The organism is Planctomicrobium aquicomposti, assembly GCF_051466325.1.
GTDB lineage: Bacteria > Planctomycetota > Planctomycetia > Planctomycetales > Planctomycetaceae > Planctomicrobium.
This window is the reverse complement of record NZ_CP195792.1, coordinates 5,100,624-5,120,379: the sequence shown is the minus strand read 5'-3', so window position 1 is coordinate 5,120,379 and position 19,756 is coordinate 5,100,624. Positions and strand designations below refer to the sequence as shown.

Genomic DNA, 19,756 nt, shown 5'->3' with positions numbered 1-19,756 from the left:
AGGGGGGCGGGGGCCCGGTTCTGCGTTGCGGAGAGTTGTTCGAAAACCGAAATTCTCTATTCGATTGTCAGCAGCAAATCTCCGGTAGAGACCTGTGTTCCGGAATTGACGAGCAACTGACCGATCTTGCCATCGCGGTCGGCGTTGATTGTCGTTTGCATCTTCATGGCTTCGACCACAAGCAGCTTCTGACCCTTGCTGACTTTGTCTCCTGCCTGAACCGCCACGCTGACCACCATCCCCGGCATGTTGGCGGCGATGTGCGTCGGGTTGGCGGGGTCGGCCTGGATGTTTTTGTGAACGGTCGATTCCACGGAACGATCGTCGATCGTCACATCGCGCGGCTGTCCGTTCAGTTCGAAGAAGACGGTTCGCGTGCCGTCCGGATGCGGAGTTCCCGTCGCCACAAACTTGATGAACAGCGTCTTTCCCTGTTCGATGTCAGCGCCGAACTCTTCACCCGCCTGCATCCCGAAGAAGAAGACCGGCGTCGGCAGGACGCTGGTATCTCCGTAATCGCGACGATGGACCGCGAATTCCTTAAACACCTGCGGATACATGACCGAGCTGAGGACATCGCGGTGCGTCGGCTTGCGACCCAGGACCGGTTCCAGCTTGGCGGCGACTTCTTCAAAGTTGATCGGCGGCAGGGTCGCTCCCGGTCGTTCCGTGAACTCCGGCCGACCTTTGAGGATTCGTTGCTTCACCGCGGCGGGGAAGCCTCCGGGAGGCTGTCCCATCGCTCCGCTGATCAGATCGATCACCGATTCCGGAAAGGCGAGTTCCCGATCGCTGTTCATCAGGTCGGTCGACGTCAGTTCGTTGGCGACCATGAACAGCGCCATATCCCCCACAGCCTTCGAGGTCGGCGTCACCTTGACGATATCCCCGAACAGCTGGTTCACATCCGCGTAGGCGTGGCAGATATCGGGCCATCGGGAAGCCATGCCCAGAGCGCGGGCCTGTTCGAAGAGGTTGGTGTACTGACCTCCGGGCATTTCGTGGTTGTAGAGGTCGGCTGTGCCGGGGAGCACGACGCTTTCGAACGGCAGATAGAATTCGCGGACGACCCGCCAGTACTCAGCGAGGTCATCGAGCGCCACGGTATCGAGTTCCGTATCGCGGGACTGATTTCGCAGCGACTCGCAGAGCGTGTTGAGATTCACCTGCGAGGTGCCTCCCGACATCGGGGCCATTGCCGCATCGACCACATCGACCCCCGCGTTGGAGGCGAGCAGCAGCGAGGCCGCCTGAATTCCGGCGGTATCGTGCGTATGGAAATGAATCGGCAGACCGACTTCCTGCTTCAGCGTGGAAACCAGCAGATGAGCCGCTTCGGGCTTGCACAGGCCGGCCATGTCCTTGATCGCCAGGAAGTGAGCCCCTCGCTTCTCCAGTTCCTTGGCCAGATTGACGTAATACTGCAGGTTGTACTTCGTCCGCTTGGGATTCAGCAGATCGCCGGTGTAGCAGATCGCCGCTTCACAGATCGCGCCGGCTTCGTTTACCGCTTCCATCGCCGGAAGCATGTTGTCGGTCCAGTTGAGCGCATCGAAGACCCGGAAGACGTCGATTCCCGAAGCCGCCGATTCCTTGACGAACGCTTTCACCGCGTTGTCCGGATAGTTTGCATAACCGACCGCGCTGGAGGCCCGCAGCAACATCTGGAAGAGAATGTTCGGACACTCGCTGCGGAGACGGTCGAGCCGCTCCCAGGGGCATTCCTTGAGGAACCGCATCGAGGTATCGAAGGTCGCTCCCCCCCACATTTCGAGAGAGAACAGTTGCGGCAGCAGATAGGAATATGCCTCAGCGACCTTCAGCATGTCGAAGCTGCGGAAGCGGGTGGCGTGCAGCGACTGGTGGGCATCCCGGAAGGTAGTGTCGGTGATCAGCAGCCGCTTCTGGTCGCGGGTCCACTGCGCGAACTTCTCAGCGCCGAGTTCCTTGAACTTGTCGCGGGTTCCGGCCGGTCGAGGCCCGGCGGCGTTGTACTTCGGCAGCGGGGCAGGATCGCGACGGGTGGCGACCGGTCGGCCTTTCACCAGCGGATTCCCGTTCACCACGGTTTCGCCGATGAAGCTCAGAATGCGGGTGGCGCGGTCGCGGCGTTTCTTGAATTCGAAGAGTTCGGGCGTGTGGTCGATGAACGTCGTGGTGCAACGCCCTTCGAGAAAATCGGGGTGGGCGAGCACGTTCAGCAGGAAGGGGATATTGGTCTTCACACCCCGCACGCGGAATTCCTGCAGGCAGCGGTTCATCCGCCGGACCGCATCGATAAACCGTCGGCCTCGTGCGGTGACCTTGACCATCAGCGAATCGTAGTAAGGGTGCACGAAGGCCCCGGAGAACGCCGTCCCCGCATCGAGACGAATTCCCATGCCGCTCGCGGAGCGGTAGTGGGCGATCCGCCCATAGTCAGGGACAAAGTTGTTGGCAGGGTCTTCGGTGGTGACACGGCACTGCAGCGCGAAGCCGTTCACTTTCACGTCTGCCTGCGAGCCGATCCCGATTTCCGCGTCGCTCAGGGGGACTCCCTGGGCCACGAGAATCTGGGCTCGCACCACATCGCAGCCGGTCACCTCTTCGGTCACCGTATGTTCCACCTGAATGCGGGGATTGACTTCGATAAAGTAGAATTTCTGCGTGTCAGAATCGACGAGGAACTCGACAGTTCCGGCGTTCTCATAGTTGACCTGCTGGCCGATTTTGATGGCGGCGGCGCAGATTTCCTCCCGCAGTGCCGGGGCCAGATTCACCGCCGGCGCGATCTCGATCACTTTCTGATGCCGACGCTGCACCGAGCAGTCCCGCTCGTACAGATGCACGAGATTGCCGTACTGGTCCCCCATCAGCTGCACTTCAATGTGCCGCGCGCGACGGATGAACTTCTCGATAAAGATGTCCGGACTGCCAAAGGCGGTCAGCGATTCCTGTCGGGCATTTTCATAGTTGGGGACCAGTTGGTCTGCCGATTCCACAATCCGCATTCCGCGGCCTCCGCCGCCGTGGGCCGCTTTCAGAATCACCGGGTAGCCGAGCTTCTCAGCCAGTTCAAGTCCCTGCTGGCCGTTCTCCAGCGGCTTGTCAGTTCCGGCCAGCACCGGGACCTCCGCCTTGATGGCGATCCGACGGGCTGCAGTCTTGTCCCCCAGATTTTCCAGCGATTCGACCTTGGGCCCGACGAAGATAATTCCCGCCTCGGCGCATGCCCGGGCGAACTCCGGCTTTTCCGAGAGGAAGCCGTACCCGGGGTGGATGGCATCGACGCCCACTTCTTTGGCAACGGCGATAATCGAGGGGATGTCGAGGTACGATCGGATCGGTTCGCCCGGTTTTCCGACCTGATAGGCCTCGTCCGCCTTGAAGCGGTGCAGCGCGAACCGGTCTTCATAGGCGTAAATCGCCACGGTTCGAATTCCAAGTTCGGAAGCCGTACGGAAGACACGAATGGCAATTTCGCTGCGGTTGGCGACCAGCAGTTTGCGGATTTTTTTTGTAGGCATGGGAACTGGAGCTTGAGGTCTCGGACAGAGGGCGTTTCCGCAATCGCTGGTTGCGAAATGGAATTCCGTGACAGGCGGATCGAAGCCGCACGGCATTGGCTGCCCCTGCGCGGAGCTGCAGGTGTCAAAGCCATTAGTTGTGGTCGTATCCGTTCGCTTGCATGACTTGCAAGTCTGCCGCCGAAATTTCGTGGGGGCGCTCTCCGGATTCTGTGGTCCGGCGCTGTCACAGGTGGAAAAATCACAGGATTTCGGGTGCGACCGGGGGCTGCCGCCCGATCAACATCAATCCCTGTTCACCCGATTCCTGTCCGCGCTGCCGGTCGGGATTTTCTCCCGGAAACCCCGTCGTCGCGGTCCTCGCCCAACTTGACCAACCTGCTAAGATTCTGACATGGCCAATACGGATTACTATCAGGTTCTCGGAGTTCCCAAAGACGCTTCCGCGGAGAAAATCCGCAAGGCGTTCAAGAAAATCGCGAGGGAAAACCATCCCGACGCCAAGCCGGGAGACAACGCCGCTGCAGAACGGTTCAAGGCCGCAGCCGAGGCGTACGACGTCCTGGGAGATGAGGATAAACGCAAGAAGTACGACCAGTTCGGCACGAACTGGAAGCACATGCGGGAAGGGCAGAACCCCTTCGGCGGGGGAGCAGATGCCTTCCGGCAGGGGGGACCCGTCGATATCGACTTGCGCGACATCTTCGGCGGGGGCGGGGCGGTCGACCTCGGTGATCTCTTCGGAGGGATGTTCGGCGGGGGCGGGGGCGGGGGTCGCGGAGGCCGACAGCGCCAGCCACGACCCCAACGAGGCGAAGACCTGACCACCTCGATCCAGGTTCCTTTCCTGACCGCGGCGACCGGCGGCACCTATGACCTGACGCTGCAGCGTGACGGCCAGTCGGAACGACTCGCGATTAAAATTCCCGCCGGGATCGAAGACGGTAAGACGATTCGACTGGCCGGACAGGGACAGCCCGGTGCCCTCGGGGGCCCGGCGGGGGATCTGCTGGTCACCGTGCAGGTGGCAGCGCATCCCTACTTCCGACGGGAAGGCAACAACGTACTGGTTGATGTGCCGGTCAGCCTCGCGGAAGCGACGCTGGGGGGGAAAATCGATGTCCCCACGTTGACCGAAGGGGTGGTCTCGATGACTCTCCCTCCCGGAACCGCGTCCGGTGCCAAACTGCGACTGAAGGGGAAGGGCTTCGAAAGCACCAAATCCCACGTCGCCGGGGATGAATTGGTCGTCATCAAAATTGTGCCGCCGAAAAACATCGACGAGCGCTCTCAGGAACTGATGAAGGAATTCGCCGAGCGCAATCCGGACAACCCGCGGGCCATGCTGTGGTAGTCGAAGTGACAGGCAGCGCGGACAACATGCCTGAACAGACCCGTCCGCTGGGGACAGGGGCTGAAACTTCTGCCGCAACACCGCCGCCCCGCGGGTGTCGATCCGATCTGGAGACTCCCGCTCTCTGCGTGGATCTTGATCGCTTCGAGTTCACAGCCCGGCAACAGGCCGCGATCTGCCAGAACGTGGGGAAGCAGTGGCGGCCACTGGTTCCTCCGCTGCTGGCGGGATTGGTGCCCCGCCTGATCGCTGCCGGTGCGCAGGGCTATGCAGCCCCCTGTCACCAGTCGATCAGCGGGCTGACGGTCCCCGCGACTGCCGGAATTCTCATTCACGGTCCGGTGGTCGGCGCGCGATGCCTGCGGCGGTTGCTGCAGCTCGGTCATCTCCATGATGTGCTGGTCTCGTGTGATCACTATGTGCAGGCCGAAGCCCTTTCAGCAGCCTGCGTGGCTGCCGGGGGGCGAGTCCGCCTGCTGGTCGAGATCAATCTCGGTTTGAATCAAAGCGGCGTTCGTCCCGGCTGGGATGCGGTCGAGCTGGCTGAGGGGCTGCAGCGGCTGCCGAACGTGGATGTTGTGGGAGTGACGGGGCATGCTCCTGCTGCGGCAGCCACCTCCCCCGACGCCGATGAGATCCCCACCGCTTTGACCGATCGTCGCGAAAAGCGGCTCCTTTCCGCACTCTCGCTGCTGGAAGAGTTCCGCGACAACATGGCCCGCAAGGGGCTCGCCTGTCCGATCGTTTCCGCGGGACCCGGCTTTCCGGTGGAGCTGGCTTGTGCGCAGCCTGCGGTGACGGAAGTGCAGGGAAGCGCAGCTCTGTTTCCTTCCCGTCCGGATGCTGGACCAGGTTCCTTTCATGTTCTCAGTACCGTCCTGAGTCGACCGAAGCTGGAGCGGGGTGTGATCGATGCCGGCCGGCTGGCAGTCGGTGAGGCGGAGGGGCTGCGCGTGGAAAGGAGTTCCATTGGACGTTCGTTCGCCGATGCCCGCGTTGTCGCGGTCGATCTGTTGCGGACGACGTTGGAGCTGGGTCCCGAGTCACAGGATCTAGTGATCGGTGAGACGGTGGAAGTCGCCCCGACCAACCTGTGGGGGGCTCTCGCGGGACATCGCTGGCTGTACGGCGTGCGACAGGGAAGGGTGGAGGAAATCTGGCCGCTGGGGTAAGGGGGCGCAGGGAATTGATCTCTGAGGAAATTCGCAGGGCCATTACACTCGTGAGCCGCGGGCAGACAGGGAGTGGCGGAGGGGTCCGTCGGGACGATTCCGTCGGGGTGCGGGCTTTCAGGTAGCGACCGATGCACCAGTTTCAGTCGAGACGATCTGTTCTCTTCGCACTCCTGGGAGTCCTGCCGACACTTCGGCGTGTGATCGCGCAGGAGTCGCTGCCTGCTCCGGCACCGACGCTCTCCGAACTCGTGCGCGGCATCGTGCTGGAATCGGTCGACGACGAGTACATCGACGAAAAGAAATGGGGCAAGACCGCCAACCGTTTTGACGGCGTCGACATCGACGGCCTGCGGATCTCCAAGCGGAAGCAGCGGGTCAATCACGGCTTCTGGCAGCGCTACGAAGTTCGCTTGATCAAACCGGAAGAGACGTTGAAGCTGGAGATCGAACAGGAGCCCGCCACAGAAGCCGGACTGTTGCGGTTCATCGTGACGCTCAAGCTGAAGGCGCGGTGCAAGGCGACATTTGCTCTTTGGACTTACGGGGTCAAGGGAATCAACGGCACCACGGTTTCGAATGCGAGCGTGAATGTGCGGCTCGTGCTGGAAACGAGTCCCAAGCTGGAATTCTCGTGGGACACGCCATTGCCGAGGTTGAATCTGCATCCGCAGGTGGCTGATGTCAACCTGCAGCTGACCGATCTGGAGGTCGACCGGATCGGGATTGTGACCGGCGATCTGGCCAAGCTGCTGGGGGAAGGTTCACAGGCCGCGGTCGATTCGGCGCTGCAGGGACAATCCCGCAAGATTCGCAAAAAACTGCAGGCGAAAATCGATCGCGAGACCGGTTCGAAATAGGCTGGCGAGGCGGGTTGCGGTCTCCCCTTTTTTCCCCGGAACAGGGGGCTGGCCATTCGTTTCTCAGGGGATTTTGGCTATCTTGGAGAGGACTGCGGGTGGTTCGACTGAAGGATCCTGAGAATCGTCGCGCGAGGGATTGAGAGAACTGCATGCTGTGTCCATTTTGCCGTCAGGGGGAAAGCAAGGTGGTGGACTCCCGGGGAAGCCAGGAGTTCGTCATCCGGCGTCGTCGCGAATGCCTGCACTGCGGGCGTCGCTTCACTACCTATGAAAAGATGGAAGAATCACCGCTGAAGGTGATCAAGAAGGACGATTCCCGCGTCCCGTTCGATCCGGAACGAATCCGCGCCGGCATCGAGAAAGCCTGCTACAAACGCCCCGTCAGCCCCGACCAGATCGAAAAGATCATCGGCAGCGTGGAACTGGCGGTCTACGAGACCTTCGAACGGGAGGTCCCTTCCCGCTATATCGGCGAGAAGGTCTGCGAAGCGCTCCGCCAGATTGATCAGGTGGCATTCGTCCGGTTTGCTTCGGTGTACCGATCGTTTCAGGACGTCAATGATTTCGTCGAAGAACTGCAGCTGCTCCGCAGCCGGGGAATTCGCACAGATGATTGAACAGCTGCTGGTGATCGGCGAGACCACGGGTATGGAACAGGTGGTCTCCCACGCCATGCGTTCGGCGCGAGCCGTCCGGGGATTTGCCTCGCTCGCCGAGCTGTTTGCGGCCTCCGTTCCGGCCGACGTACTGCTCGTCTGTCAGCACTCGCCCGATGAATATTCCCCGGCCGACATCCTCGACGTGCTGGAGATGTACCCGCTCGCCCGGATCATCGTCGTGCAGGGGATCTGGTGCCAATCGTACGGTCGGACCCGACAGGGCTGGCCGGCAGCGGTCTGTGTCCGGGGGGAAGAAGCGATCGGCCGGATCGAAAAAGAGCTGCAGGTACTGAAGGGAGACCGGGAGCCGCTCCCTTGGACGGCAGCCCTCGACGAGATTTTCGCATTCGACCACGGCACCTGAAGCGGGTGCATCTCGTCAGGCACGGCTGGGAAATGCCGAAATTTCCTCAAGATTTAATGGGGCCTCTTCCGAAATTCTTTGCGAATGAGCACTGCCCGCAGACGGGGTAGGGGGAATTCTTCCTCTGCCCGGGAAGCTTGCGGGCGACCGAGCCTGCCGCATGAATTCTCCGGCAGGAAGCCGCGGCCTTTTTCAGGCTGCGAACTGCTGGATCGCCGGCGAAACTGGCTCGCCCCCAGACCTCTCGGAGGGGTGAAACCGAGGGCAAAAAAAGGGCTGCGACCGCTGGCTTTTTGCTTGAAGGACTCTGGATTCGTTGCTAGCGTGGCAGTTGGAAATCACCGAATCGTCGGTGTATCGCATGAAAGCGATTGGTTCTTTGCCAAAATAAATGTCGTCGCAGGACTCGGCGCAGGCTGTTGAGGTTAGAACTCCAGTTCCTGAGGAGAAATTGATGAACACTGCGGTCGTGTGGGAACCGGTCCTGGAAGTTGACCCGGTTGAGGAAATCCGTCTGCGGACCTGGGCGCGCCACAACTATGCTCCCCTGGATGAACGCGACAGCGAATGGCATCCGGTTATTCTGGACGAAATGCGCCAGAAGGATCTGGAACAGAACCAGTACCGCTACTGAGTCGGCGCCGCGCAGAACCATTACTGCGCAGAACCAGTACGCAACTGGGCTCGACGGTCTCTGACAGCACGCGGTCCGTCAAAATTCTCCCGTTCGCCCGGGGGGACTGCGTGTCGTGCGCGGTGTTTTCCTGCTCCGCCCGCAAGGACTCACCCGCCCGCAGTTCCGGATGCGGAGTGTGGTCACCGACGGCATTTCCGGGGAGGCGGCGCGCTTGTTCCCGTCTCCTCAAACTGTCATCATCTCCGCTCCTTTGTAGCGGAATGAACACGCGATGACGCTCTCTCAAGACGATGTAATCAAGGTTGCCAGGCTGTCCCGCCTGAAACTCTCCCCCGCAGAACAGCAACAGTTCGGGGAACAACTGTCACGCATTCTCGACTACGTGACGGTGTTGAACGAAATCGACACGACCGACGTGCTTCCCATGGCGCATACTGCCGACCTCGCGAACGTGTTTCGCGCGGATGTGCCGGTCCCCTCGCTCGATCGGGACGACGCCTTGGCCAACGCCCCCAAATCGGATGGACGCTACTTCCTGGTTCCGCAGATTCTGGAAGGAGCGTAATCGATGACTCTGTGCGGTAAGACAGCCACCGAGCTGCTGCAGCTCCTGAACACAAACGAGGTCACTGCGACTCAGGTTATCGAGGATCACCTGCAGCGCATCCGTGAACGCGACGGCGAGATTCAGGCTTTCCTCTCGGTTGATGAAGAGGGGGCACGGCGTGCCGCTGCGGAAGTCGACCGCAAGCGGGCTGCGGGCGAATCGCTGGGGCGGCTGGCGGGCCTGCCGGTCGCGGTGAAGGACAATCTCTGCGTCAAAGGCTGGAAGACTTCCTGCGCCAGCCGCATGCTGGAAAACTTCTCTCCCCCGTACGACGCTCACGTAATCGAACGTCTCCGGGCGGAAGACGCCATTCTGATCGGCCGGACGAACCTCGATGAATTTGCCATGGGGTCCTCTTGCGAGAACTCCGCTTTTCAGAAGACAAAGAACCCCTGGAACCTGGCCTGCGCACCGGGGGGCTCGAGTGGGGGATCGGCCGCTGCTGTCGCTGCGGGGATGGCTCCCGTCGCACTCGGATCGGATACCGGTGGTTCGATTCGGCAGCCCGCTGCCTTCTGCGGTGTGGTCGGTCTCAAGCCCACCTACGGACGGGTTTCCCGCTACGGGCTGGTGGCGTTTGCCAGTTCACTCGATCAGATCGGCCCGTTCACCCGCTCTGTCGAAGATGCGGCCCTGCTGACCGACGTCATTGCCGGACACGATCAACGCGACTCCACCTCTGTTCCGCAACCTGCCACGCACTTTGCTGAACAGGTCCGGCAACCGCTCGCGGGTTTCAAAATCGGAGTCGTGCCCGAGCATCTCCGTCAGGGTGTTGATCCCGAAGTTTCGCAGGCGTTCACGGCCGCGGTCGAGGTCTATCGCCAGCTGGGAGCCAAGATCCTCAACGTTCAGTTGCCGCACGAACGCTATGGAGTGGCGGCGTATTACGTGATTGCTCCCTGCGAAGCCTCGAGCAATCTGGCCCGCTACGATGGGGTCCATTACGGGCACCGCTCTTCTTCGTTCTCGAACATGGTCGACATGTATGAAGCGAGCCGCGGGGAGGGCTTCGGCGCCGAGGTCAAACGCCGCATCATGATCGGCACTTATGCCCTCTCTTCCGGGTACTACGACGCGTATTACCTGAAGGCTCTGAAGGTCCGCCGACTGATCGCGCAGGACTATCAGCAAGCCTTTTCGCAGGTTGATCTGATTCTCACTCCTAGCAGTCCGACAGCCGCCTTCCGCATTGGAGAGCTGGCGGGAGATCCGCTGCAGATGTACCTCAACGACATCTACACGATCGGTGCGAATCTCGCCGGGATTCCGGGAATCTCCGTCCCCTGCGGATTCACCTCGGGCAATTTGCCGATCGGCATGCAGCTGCTCGGCCCCGCGTTTGCCGAGGAGAAATTGTTCCGCGCCGCCCGTCAGTACGAACAGGCAACCGACTGGTCGACCCGCACCTGTTAGAGCAGGTTGCTCTTACCGGTGCCCGCGCAGCAGGCGTTTCGTGGGTGGGAGTGCTCATTTTCGCATGTCGAGAAAGGGCACTTCTAAAGCGAATCTGCTCTCACGGCAACCCGCGTGGAAAAGTCCTACCCTCAGCCGGCGGAGGGTTCGACCGCCCGCAGGCCATTGAGCAGCAGGCCGACGATCAGGTCGTAACAGAGATGTGCTCCGACTGCGATGCCGAAGCCCCGCACCCAGAACAGCGTGGCAAAGACGATTCCCGCTGCGCAGCGAAAGGCAAAGCCGCTCCACTCGGCGGAGCGTTCCACAATGCTGCTGAGCGCAGCCATCAACTCGGTCGGTGACAGCAGCGATGTGGTCTCGACATAGTGGGCTGCGGCGAACAGCAGGCTGGAGATGATGATCGCCGTGACGGCCGACAGCTTCCCGGGGAGCCCGATAAACCGGATCACCGCATACAGCAGGGGGAGCAGCATCAGCCGGAACAGCAGCTCCTCGTATATCCCCGCTCCCAGATACGACAGCACCGAAGGAGAAGCTGCAGCGGACGCGACCTGTGCCGGCATCACGGAGTGCAGGCAGCGGCCCATTCCGACCAGCAACAGGGCAAAGAGCAGGCTCTCTGCCAACATGCCGGCGAGTGTTTCATAGCTGCATTTCCACGAGAGCCGTTTCCACACCTGCCAGCTCAGCAGGATCACCGGCACCAGCAAGGGGAACAGCCAGTCGCTGCTGCAGCCGATGTTCTGCAGTGCCTGCCGGATCCAGAGGTCGGCCCCGTTTCTGGGTTCTCCCGGCAGAATGGGAAACAGCACTCCGAGCTCATACACAGCGAGGAACGGCAGCACAAACAACAGCGATGTCCAGGGCTGGCGGGCAGCAACCCAGTAATCAGCGAGCGGAGGGGAAGCCGTTGTCGGAGGTGCGGAGGATGACATGCCAGTCGTCAGCGCCAAAAGTGGAAACCTCCCCTGAACCTGTGGCTGCGATCGGCGTGTCCGGATGTCCGGCCGGTGTTCTCGCAGGGAAGCAGGTCCTCAGGTGCCCCGACTGCCGATTGGGCTGGGGCCCGTCGACCGGGGCTGTTTACTGGTTCGGCAGGATTGGCCTGTTCAGTTTTCTGAATTTGGCTGGCAGTCTGCGGTGTTTTGAAAAGTGGTGACGGATATTTGGGTTTGGCGATTCGCCCTGCGGTGCGGGTCGCAAGTTTCGATGCAGCCCCGGGCAAGGAGGTGTCGATGCAACGCATGCCGATCACAGGGAGTGGCGCGGCTGTGGTTTTGACGCCGATTTTGCCGGTGCGGTAAGCTAATTCTGGCGGAGACGCTTTTCGGAATCGTCTGGCCGGGCGGCGTGCGTGGCGTGGCAGACATCATCTGCCAATCGAGGAGAAGCGGACACATCGATGGCGACAGACTTTCGTCTCAAAGAGCAGCTCAGTTCCCTGACAGAACGGATCGTCGACAGCTACCACGACGAAGGGACTGCTCATCACCTCGGGCATTGCCCCCTGCCCAATACGTCTGCCATCACCGACGTCGTGGAAGACATCAAGGAAATTCTGTTTCCGGGCTACCGCCGTCGGCAGAATCTCCACATGGGGAACGTCAGCTACTTTGTCGGGGACCTGATCGACAGCCTCCACGACAAGTTGACGGTGCAGTTCGCGCGGGCGCTGCGCTATGAGTATGACCGCACGCACGGGAGCGCCTGCGACAAAAAGCATCTGCTCGACTTTGAAGCCCGGGGCCAGACTGAAGCCATCCGGTTTCTGGAATCGATCCCCGAGATGCGGACCCTGCTGACCACCGATGTGAAAGCCGCCTATGATGGCGATCCGGCAGCCAGCGGACTGGATGAAATTATTTTCTGCTATCCCGGTTTGGCAGCGGTGACGGTGCACCGCATTGCCCATCAGCTCTATCTGCAGAAGATCCCGCTGATCCCGAGAATGATTTCGGAATATTCCCATAGCCTGACCGGCATCGATATTCATCCAGGGGCCCAGATCGGCTCACACTTCTTCATTGACCACGGGACCGGTGTGGTGATTGGCGAGACCTGCGTGATCGGAAAGCACGTCAAGGTCTATCAGGGGGTCACGCTGGGAGCACTGAGCTTCGTCAAGGACTCGAACGGCAACCTTGTTCGGGGCACCCGCCGGCATCCCACGATCGAAGATGGCGTGGTGGTCTATGCGAACGCCACCATCCTCGGCGGCTCGACCACGATTGGAGCCAACTCCGTCATCGGCGCCAGCGTCTGGCTCACCAAGAGCGTGCCACCGAATACGATCGTGACAATTGAAACTCCGTCGCTGCGATTGCGGGATACGTCCGGTGCCAAACCGGAAAGCCACGAGATCGAGTATCACATCTGAGTCCGCCGCTGTCGGGTGACGCTGTCGGGTGACGCTGTCGGGTGACGCAACTAGCGGCACCATCGTTCGCGGTGCCGAGGGACGGCGAGCAGCGCGATCTCTCCGCCAGGGCTGTCGCACGAACGATCGGGCGACGCCCGTCGTGGCCACAAAAAAATCCCGGTCGCCTTTGACAGCGACCGGGATGCTCAATCGTGAGAGGTCACCTGACGGGATCAGGTTGCTTCGGGAGCGGCTTCGCCGGAAGTCCCGGCCCCTGCCAGCACCGGCTCACCGGATGGATCGCGGTAATCCCCGATGAAGTCCAGCTGCCGTTCATCTCCCACTTCACGCGTCTTCACGGTGATGTGGTTCTTGCCGTCGAAGACACCTCGCAGCAGTTCCTCGGCGAGCGGATCTTCCACATAGATTTCCACGGCCCGACGCAGTGGACGGGCACCGTAATCGTTGTGGTCGCGATCACTCTGCTCGCTGCGGCTCTTGTCGATCACCAGCTGCTTGGCTTCGTCGGTCAGTTCGAGAATCAGGCCCCGTTCTTTCAACCGCTCGCGAACCTTGGAGAGTTCGTAGTCGATGATCATCTTCATGTCGTCGTCCGACAGCTTGTGGAAGACCACGACTTCGTCGAGACGACCGATGAACTCGGGCTTGAACCGCTTGCTGACTTCGCCCATCACGTTCTTCTTCATTTCCTCGTGGGCGGCTTCGCCCAGCGCGGTGTTGAAGCCGAACGCCGGCGACGAAATCGCCTTGGCACCCACGTTGGTGGTCATGATCAGAATCGTGTTCTTGAAGTCGACGCGGCGGCCGAAGCTGTCGGTCAAATGCCCTTCTTCCATGATCTGCAACAGCATGTTGTAGATGTCCGGATGGGCCTTTTCGATTTCGTCGAGCAGCACCACGGCGTATGGTCGTCGGCGGATCTTCTCGGTGAGCTGACCCCCTTCTTCGTAACCGACATATCCCGGAGGCGCACCGATCAGACGGCTGATGTTGTGCCGTTCCTGGTACTCACTCATGTCGATCTGAATCAGGGCATCTTCATCACCGAACATGAACTCGGCGAGAGACTTGGCCAGCAACGTCTTCCCCACCCCGGTCGGACCGGAGAACAGGAAGGTGGCGGTCGGTCGCTTGGGGTCTTTCAATCCGCTGCGGCTGCGACGCACGGCCTTGGAGACGAGCTTGATCGCCTCGTCCTGGTTGACCACGCGCTTGTGCAGGTACTTTTCCATCTCCAGCAGGCGGACCGTGTCTTCGCTGGAGAGCCGGGTCAGCGGCACGCCGGTCATCTTGGCGACCACTTCGGCAATCACTTCGGCATCGACCACGCCATCGGTGGTCTGCGACTTCTGCCGCCACTCCCGGGTGATCGATTCCTTCTTGCGCTTCAGTTTGTCGGCCTGATCGCGCAGCGAGGCGGCTTTTTCGAAGTCCTGATTCGCGACAGCTTCTTCCTTCTGGGTGTTCAGCCGTTCGATATCTTCTTCGAGTTCCTTGAGGTCGGGCGGACGGACCATCGACTTCAGGCGAATGCGGGCTCCCGCTTCGTCGATCACGTCGATCGCCTTGTCCGGCAGGCAGCGGCCGGAAATGTAACGGTTCGACAGCTCCACGGACTTCTCGAGAGCATCGTCCGTGTACTGCACCTTGTGATGGGTCTCGTAACGGTCCCGCAGCCCCTTGAGGATCTCGACCGCCTGCTCCTTGCTGGGGGGATCGACCATCACCATCTGGAAGCGGCGTTCGAGGGCGCTGTCTTTTTCGATGTACTTGCGGTACTCATCGAGCGTCGTCGCTCCGATGCACTGCAGTTCCCCACGGCTCAGGGCGGGCTTCAGCACGTTGGAGGCATCGATCGCACCTTCCGCGCCACCGGCGCCAACCAGAGTGTGCAACTCGTCGATGAACAGAATCACATTCTTGGCGCGACGAACTTCGTTCATCACAGCCTTGATCCGCTCCTCAAACTGACCGCGATACTTCGTGCCGGCGACCATCATTGCCAGGTCCAGCACCACGATCCGCTTTTCACGGAGCAGTTCGGGAACACTCCCCTCCACGACCATCTGGGCGAACCCTTCGACGATCGCCGTTTTTCCGACGCCGGCTTCACCGAGCAGCACCGGGTTGTTCTTCTGACGACGGCAGAGGATCTGCGTGACCCGCTCGATCTCGTTTTCCCGGCCGATGACCGGATCGAGCTTCGACTGGCGGGCGAGTTCGGTCAGATCGCGACCGAAGCTGTCGAGTGCCGGAGTCTTGCTGCGATTGGCCTTGCCCCCTGCCGGAGCGCCTCCCCGTTCGGAGGTCTCGGCCCCCTCGATCCCGTGGCCGAGCAGATTAAGAACTTCCTCCCGGACGTCTTCGAGCTTCAGCCCCAGGTTCATCAGCACCTGAGCGGCCACACCCTCCTGCTCGCGAAGCAGGCCGAGCAGCAAGTGCTCCGTACCAACGTAGTTATGGTTGAGGTTTCGAGCCTCTTCCATGGCGTATTCAATGACTTTTTTGGCTCGCGGGGTCTGCGGCAGTTTCCCCATCGTCACCAGATCCGGCCCGGACTGGACAATCTTCTCCACTTCCAGACGGATCTTCCGGAGATCCACATCCAGGTTTTTCAGTACGTTGGCGGCGACTCCCGAGCCTTCCTTCACCAGCCCCAGCAGGATGTGCTCAGTCCCGATATATTCATGGTTGAACCGCTGGGCTTCCTGGTTCGCCAGCTGCATCACTTTGCGGGCGCGGTCCGTAAATCGTTCGTACATAGAGATTTCCTCTTTCCCTCTAGGCTTGCGGCCGGCCGCACGTCCCTTCCTCAAGAGGAAGCCGTCGTTCGCGAAGGCGCGAAAACAACGTCTTGACAAAGGTCCGCCCGGGGGTTCCCCACAAGCATCCCCGAATTCTAGTCCGCATTTGTAAGGGGGACAAGATTCGGGTTTTCCGGCAAATCGACTGGCGGGAATTCCGGCCGGAAATTCCCGGACCGGTTGGTCAGGCGGATCCGGAGTTTTGAGAGTCGCCTGGGCGCAATGAACTGGGCTCGGCGGGAATGGCGGATTTTCGGCGGAGGCAGCAAAAAGCCCCCTGGGAACCGTGCCACGGAAGCACGACAGGGGGCGATGAAGGGGCGGAATTGTGGCGGGTGCTTGGGAAAAGCCGGGAAATCTTACTTGAATCAAGCAGGATCTCGTTCCGGGGTTACTTTCCGCCCAGTTCGAATTCCACCACGTTCTCGATGTTCGGCTCAACCGTCGCCTTCAGGCCGGACATCTGGTTCAGGTACTTCATCGGGATGATGGCCTTGGGAGGGGCCTCGGGATTGGACCCGTCGACCGCGTTGATCATCACGCTGTGGGAACCGACCAGGGCACCGTCGCCCGGCTTGAACGTGGTCATGACGAACGTTCCATCCTCGGCGATTTCACCCGTGGCGTACGGTCCATCCTGATTGGGAGTGAAAATCACCGTCCCCATCGGCAACGGCTTTCCGTTAAAGGTCACCTTCCCTTTGACCGGCGCAAGGTTTGGACCTTGTTCGGCACAGCCAACGAGTCCACCGGCTAACAGCAATCCACTCAAAAACTGAAAGGCGATGACAAATCTGGACATCGGGAGAGGCCTTCAACTGCAAGGATCAGGGCGAAATCGACAGCTCCGCGGAAAAAAGTCCCCGGAGAGAAGAGGCTCGCGGAGATCCGGCATTGTGGCGACAGACATCCGCGAGCAGTCAGAACACGAACCCTCGTGACAGGACGGAGCTGGAATGTCTCCAGTACCGTCCTGCCCGGAATCGTCAGCACCCAGTGAGGGTGAGAGTGCTTGCTCCGCACCTCGCGACGTTGCGCTTTCAGAAGAAAATCGCACCTCGTTGAGACGGGATCGATCAAGCAGCTCTAGAACTCGCCAATCGGTTCACCTTCACCGCGTGTGGCCAGATTCCGCAGCGTGTTCAGGTCCATGTTGCTGGACAGGAACCGGGCACTGCCGTCACACATGGCGAAGTTGGCACCCCGACCCGTGTGCTCGCTGAAATACGGAGTGTTGTTGGCCAGGAATGTCACGTTTGGCACACCGATCGGCAGCTGCACCATCTTGTGGTCGATCATGAGGAAGGCGGTGGCGCTGGCGTTGGCTGCGAAACCCCAGGTCCAGGGCTTGATCCCGGTGAAGTTGGCCGAGGCCATCCCGTTCCGCCAGCCGGTGGTGCTGGAGATTTCACCCAGCAGCAGCGTGTTGGTCGTGCCGTCGGTGATATCCCGGAAGTTGACCTTGCTCATGGGATAAATCACCCCGGAGCGGGACCAGTGACGCTCGGCGTCGGAGTAGTTGGTGAACATGTCGACACCGAACGCTCCGCCGTTCGCACGGTAGTGGAGGGCACCCTGAGTGTTCGCAAACTGGAAGTTGGCACTCACCGGATGATCGGAAGCCCGATCGCCCAAGGGCGAAGAAGGACAGGCCAGACCCGGCACCGGGCCAAAGATCGGATTGTCAGAGTCATCCAAACGGTACGGTGAGCGGGTGGTCAGGTAGTCTTTGTTGAGGGCTTCCATGGCCTGGAAACGGGCTCCCTGCTCGATGAACGGGAACAGCCGCGGAACCCAGCCCAGCGGATAAGTCGCCCGGACCGCCTGGCCCCCTGTCGATGTAATCGGAAATCCCCCGGGCGGGAAGGCATTGTACGTGTCGTGATAGTTATGGAACGCCAGTCCCAGCTGTTTGAGATTGTTGCGGCACTGCGTCATGCGTGCCGACTCCCGTGCCTGCTGCACAGCAGGGAGCAACAGGGCGATCAGCACCGCGATGATGGCAATCACCACCAGCAGCTCGATCAATGTGAATCCGGACCTGCGACGTACTTTCATGTGTGACCTGCGAGATTCAAGGAAACCAAGGAAGCGAAAAGCCAAAGAAACATTCGGCGCAAAAGGAAATGCCGCCCCGCCCTCAATTGAAGACGAAGCCAGCTGAAATTTGATTGGAGCTGCAGTCGCGAGACTCAGAAACGTGAGATCGCGGCAAACGCGGGATCTTCGACGTAGCGCCGCTTACCGAGAGATTGGCAAAAGCATTCACTCAGTGATTAAAGGCGCTACTGCGTGCAGGTCAATTTCGTGTTTGTGCTTTTTTATGGAGGAGCGCAGCCGGGACTCCGACTGCACAACGATTGATGAATAACAAATCGAATTGAGGCCCCGATTTGCGGGATAACGGAACACGAAGGCATCCGTGCCGGAAACATCCTGTCTGTGGAGTTTTTTCAGCCACAAAACAGGGGAGCATCCACAAAAAAAACAGATTCGCCCGACACTGAAATGTCAGAAATGTGTGACTGTTGTTTTTGTGCTACGTTGTGCTGTTTATGGATCGCTAGTTATCGACGGCACACGTCGCTAATTAGCAGATGTCGATCGGAGTTCAGTTGCTGGACGCATCAGGGCAGACAATCCGCGCCAGAGAGCAGACCTCTGCGATTCGATGCCCATCACAAGTCGGGAAGCAACTGTCCGAATTCCCCGCGATTTTTTTGAATTTCTCAGGGGTCAGATTGGAGCGAGGTGTTCCACTCGCTGTGGTCCGTGCAGATTGCCTTATGGGAGACCCAACCCATTAACACCGCATCAGGCGTCAAGGCGCAGCAGGCGCTGTGTGGAAGCAAGATGGGCTCGATACCTGCGTCCCCTCTAAGAGATGTCAGGGCCGAATTCATCCGGGATTCAGCGCGCTCTGATTCTCGCGCGGTCAGACTTCCTGACGTCGATGACGTAGCGTGGATCGATTGAGTCGCACGCAGCCAAGAGGCTGAGGAGGAAGAGTCTGGGAAGATGGTACAACTGGTGCCGAATGATGCGAAGCCACCGTGAGATGTATGGCAGGGGTTCACTGTAAGGAAATCGACTGAAATCCATCTCTTCGGGTCAGTGAAGTTGCAGACGAGTGCGAAGTGGGGGCTCACCCGGTTCAGTGCCGCGAAAAAAACAGCCTGCGAGGACAGGCTGCTTCATCAGAACTGACTGTTTTGCATCTCCAGGCAATCAGTAACGTCGAATCACGCTCTGGAGGACGCCGAGGATCTCGACGTTCTCACTGAAAATCGGCTTCATTGACGAGTTCGCCGGTTCCAGCCGGAAGCGGCCGTTTTCCCGATAGAACCGCTTGAGTGTGGCGTCTTCCCCATCGACGAGGGCTGCCACGATTTCGCCATCGCGGGCCGTCGGCTGCTTCCGGATCACGGCATAATCACCGTCGGCGATATGATCTTCGATCATGGAGTCCCCTCGGACCCGCAGGCAGAAGAGATCCGCATCCTCGAACAGGTCCTGAAAATCGACCTGTTCCGACTGCTCCACGGCCAGCACGGGGGTTCCCGCAGCGATCGTCCCCGCCAGGGGCAGACTCGTTTTTCCCCGGTGCAGCGTCTCTGTCAGCTGAATGGCCCGGGACATGTTCTGTTCGCGGGTAATCAGCCCCTTCTTTTCCAAGGCTTTCAGATGGCACATCACCCCGTTGGGAGAACGAATGCCAAAGCTGCTGCCAATTTCCCGAACGGTCGGACCATAGCCTCTCTTGAGAATCCGCTCCTTGATGAAATCGTAGATCGCCAGCTGGCGGGTCGTCAGCTTGGAAGAATCAGACTGCTTCGCGGCTTCGGCCATCGTCATGCTCCATCACAAGGGGGCAACTTCCCCGAGTTGAATCGCCAGATGAGGTTTCGCGGATGGGGAATGAGACCAACTCTCCCCCGCGGCATCGCTGGCTTCAGATGTTTCCTAATATACCGATGTGCAATGATCAGGT

General features: G+C 60.2%; 15 protein-coding genes. 9 read left to right on the top strand and 6 right to left on the bottom strand.

Annotated elements, in window-relative coordinates:
* Positions 1–56 precede the first annotated feature (56 nt).
* On the bottom strand, positions 57–3,506 hold the full coding sequence (locus SH664x_RS19735) for a pyruvate carboxylase (protein ID WP_437203792.1): 3,450 nt from the start codon (positions 3,504–3,506) through the stop codon (positions 57–59).
* Between the two features lie 394 nt (positions 3,507–3,900).
* On the opposite strand from SH664x_RS19735, the gene SH664x_RS19730 reads away from it, so the two are divergent.
* The 8 genes from SH664x_RS19730 (at position 3,901) to gatA (ending at position 10,578) form a co-directional block, all read left to right on the top strand.
* Complete coding sequence (locus SH664x_RS19730) at positions 3,901–4,860, top strand: DnaJ C-terminal domain-containing protein (protein ID WP_437203790.1); 960 nt, start codon at positions 3,901–3,903, stop codon at positions 4,858–4,860.
* A 26-nt stretch (positions 4,861–4,886) separates the two neighbouring features.
* Entirely contained in the window at positions 4,887–6,032 is a 1,146-nt protein-coding gene (locus SH664x_RS19725) for an alanine racemase (RefSeq protein WP_437203788.1), read from the top strand.
* A 131-nt stretch (positions 6,033–6,163) separates the two neighbouring features.
* Positions 6,164–6,892 carry a hypothetical protein gene (locus tag SH664x_RS19720; protein ID WP_437203786.1) on the top strand — a complete coding sequence of 243 codons (729 nt, stop codon included), beginning with the start codon at positions 6,164–6,166 and terminating at the stop codon, positions 6,890–6,892.
* Between the two features lie 152 nt (positions 6,893–7,044).
* Positions 7,045–7,512: a transcriptional regulator NrdR gene (gene nrdR / locus SH664x_RS19715; RefSeq protein WP_437203784.1), complete on the top strand. Its 468-nt coding sequence runs from the start codon at positions 7,045–7,047 to the stop codon at positions 7,510–7,512.
* A complete protein-coding gene (locus tag SH664x_RS19710; protein ID WP_437203783.1) occupies positions 7,505–7,918 on the top strand; it encodes a hypothetical protein in 414 nt (137 codons plus the stop codon). The genes nrdR and SH664x_RS19710 overlap by 8 nt, the downstream gene beginning before the upstream one ends.
* A 454-nt stretch (positions 7,919–8,372) precedes the next feature.
* Entirely contained in the window at positions 8,373–8,552 is a 180-nt protein-coding gene (locus SH664x_RS19705; protein ID WP_437203781.1) for a hypothetical protein, read from the top strand.
* Positions 8,553–8,826: 274 nt separating this feature from the next.
* A complete protein-coding gene (gatC, locus tag SH664x_RS19700; protein ID WP_437203779.1) occupies positions 8,827–9,120 on the top strand; it encodes an Asp-tRNA(Asn)/Glu-tRNA(Gln) amidotransferase subunit GatC in 294 nt (97 codons plus the stop codon).
* A gap of 3 nt (positions 9,121–9,123) precedes the next feature.
* Entirely contained in the window at positions 9,124–10,578 is a 1,455-nt protein-coding gene (gene gatA / locus SH664x_RS19695; protein ID WP_437203777.1) for an Asp-tRNA(Asn)/Glu-tRNA(Gln) amidotransferase subunit GatA, read from the top strand.
* Between the two features lie 131 nt (positions 10,579–10,709).
* Here gatA and SH664x_RS19690 read toward each other — a convergent pair whose 3' ends face one another.
* A complete protein-coding gene (locus tag SH664x_RS19690) occupies positions 10,710–11,516 on the bottom strand; it encodes a CPBP family glutamic-type intramembrane protease (RefSeq protein WP_437203775.1) in 807 nt (268 codons plus the stop codon).
* Positions 11,517–11,983: 467 nt separating this feature from the next.
* Between SH664x_RS19690 and epsC the strand changes: the two genes are divergently transcribed.
* Positions 11,984–12,958: a serine O-acetyltransferase EpsC gene (gene epsC, locus SH664x_RS19685; protein WP_437203773.1), complete on the top strand. Its 975-nt coding sequence runs from the start codon at positions 11,984–11,986 to the stop codon at positions 12,956–12,958.
* A 215-nt stretch (positions 12,959–13,173) separates the two neighbouring features.
* Here the strand turns inward: epsC and SH664x_RS19680 are convergent, their stop codons facing one another.
* From SH664x_RS19680 to lexA, 4 genes are all read right to left on the bottom strand, one after another.
* Positions 13,174–15,723: an ATP-dependent Clp protease ATP-binding subunit gene (locus SH664x_RS19680; protein WP_437203771.1), complete on the bottom strand. Its 2,550-nt coding sequence runs from the start codon at positions 15,721–15,723 to the stop codon at positions 13,174–13,176.
* Between the two features lie 433 nt (positions 15,724–16,156).
* Entirely contained in the window at positions 16,157–16,567 is a 411-nt protein-coding gene (locus tag SH664x_RS19675) for a hypothetical protein (RefSeq protein ID WP_437203770.1), read from the bottom strand.
* A gap of 284 nt (positions 16,568–16,851) precedes the next feature.
* Positions 16,852–17,823 carry a DUF1559 family PulG-like putative transporter gene (locus SH664x_RS19670; protein WP_437203768.1) on the bottom strand — a complete coding sequence of 324 codons (972 nt, stop codon included), beginning with the start codon at positions 17,821–17,823 and terminating at the stop codon, positions 16,852–16,854.
* A 1,170-nt stretch (positions 17,824–18,993) separates the two neighbouring features.
* Positions 18,994–19,614 (bottom strand): transcriptional repressor LexA, encoded by a 621-nt coding sequence (gene lexA, locus SH664x_RS19665; RefSeq protein WP_437203766.1) that lies wholly within the window; start codon positions 19,612–19,614, stop codon positions 18,994–18,996.
* Positions 19,615–19,756 lie beyond the last annotated feature (142 nt).

What these genes read in the sequence shown, in the direction of transcription:
- SH664x_RS19705 (WP_437203781.1), top strand. Translation starts at nt 8,373, where the DNA reads ATGAACACTGCGGTCGTGTGGGAACCGGTCCTGGAAGTTGACCCGGTT.
- gatC (WP_437203779.1), top strand. Translation starts at nt 8,827, where the DNA reads ATGACGCTCTCTCAAGACGATGTAATCAAGGTTGCCAGGCTGTCCCGC.
- SH664x_RS19670 (WP_437203768.1), bottom strand. Translation starts at nt 17,823, where the DNA reads ATGAAAGTACGTCGCAGGTCCGGATTCACATTGATCGAGCTGCTGGTG.
- lexA (WP_437203766.1), bottom strand. Translation starts at nt 19,614, where the DNA reads ATGGCCGAAGCCGCGAAGCAGTCTGATTCTTCCAAGCTGACGACCCGC.
- SH664x_RS19735 (WP_437203792.1), bottom strand. Translation starts at nt 3,506, where the DNA reads ATGCCTACAAAAAAAATCCGCAAACTGCTGGTCGCCAACCGCAGCGAA.
- nrdR (WP_437203784.1), top strand. Translation starts at nt 7,045, where the DNA reads ATGCTGTGTCCATTTTGCCGTCAGGGGGAAAGCAAGGTGGTGGACTCC.
- SH664x_RS19675 (WP_437203770.1), bottom strand. Translation starts at nt 16,567, where the DNA reads ATGTCCAGATTTGTCATCGCCTTTCAGTTTTTGAGTGGATTGCTGTTA.
- SH664x_RS19680 (WP_437203771.1), bottom strand. Translation starts at nt 15,723, where the DNA reads ATGTACGAACGATTTACGGACCGCGCCCGCAAAGTGATGCAGCTGGCG.
- gatA (WP_437203777.1), top strand. Translation starts at nt 9,124, where the DNA reads ATGACTCTGTGCGGTAAGACAGCCACCGAGCTGCTGCAGCTCCTGAAC.
- SH664x_RS19720 (WP_437203786.1), top strand. Translation starts at nt 6,164, where the DNA reads ATGCACCAGTTTCAGTCGAGACGATCTGTTCTCTTCGCACTCCTGGGA.
- SH664x_RS19730 (WP_437203790.1), top strand. Translation starts at nt 3,901, where the DNA reads ATGGCCAATACGGATTACTATCAGGTTCTCGGAGTTCCCAAAGACGCT.
- epsC (WP_437203773.1), top strand. Translation starts at nt 11,984, where the DNA reads ATGGCGACAGACTTTCGTCTCAAAGAGCAGCTCAGTTCCCTGACAGAA.
- SH664x_RS19710 (WP_437203783.1), top strand. Translation starts at nt 7,505, where the DNA reads ATGATTGAACAGCTGCTGGTGATCGGCGAGACCACGGGTATGGAACAG.
- SH664x_RS19690 (WP_437203775.1), bottom strand. Translation starts at nt 11,516, where the DNA reads ATGTCATCCTCCGCACCTCCGACAACGGCTTCCCCTCCGCTCGCTGAT.
- SH664x_RS19725 (WP_437203788.1), top strand. Translation starts at nt 4,887, where the DNA reads ATGCCTGAACAGACCCGTCCGCTGGGGACAGGGGCTGAAACTTCTGCC.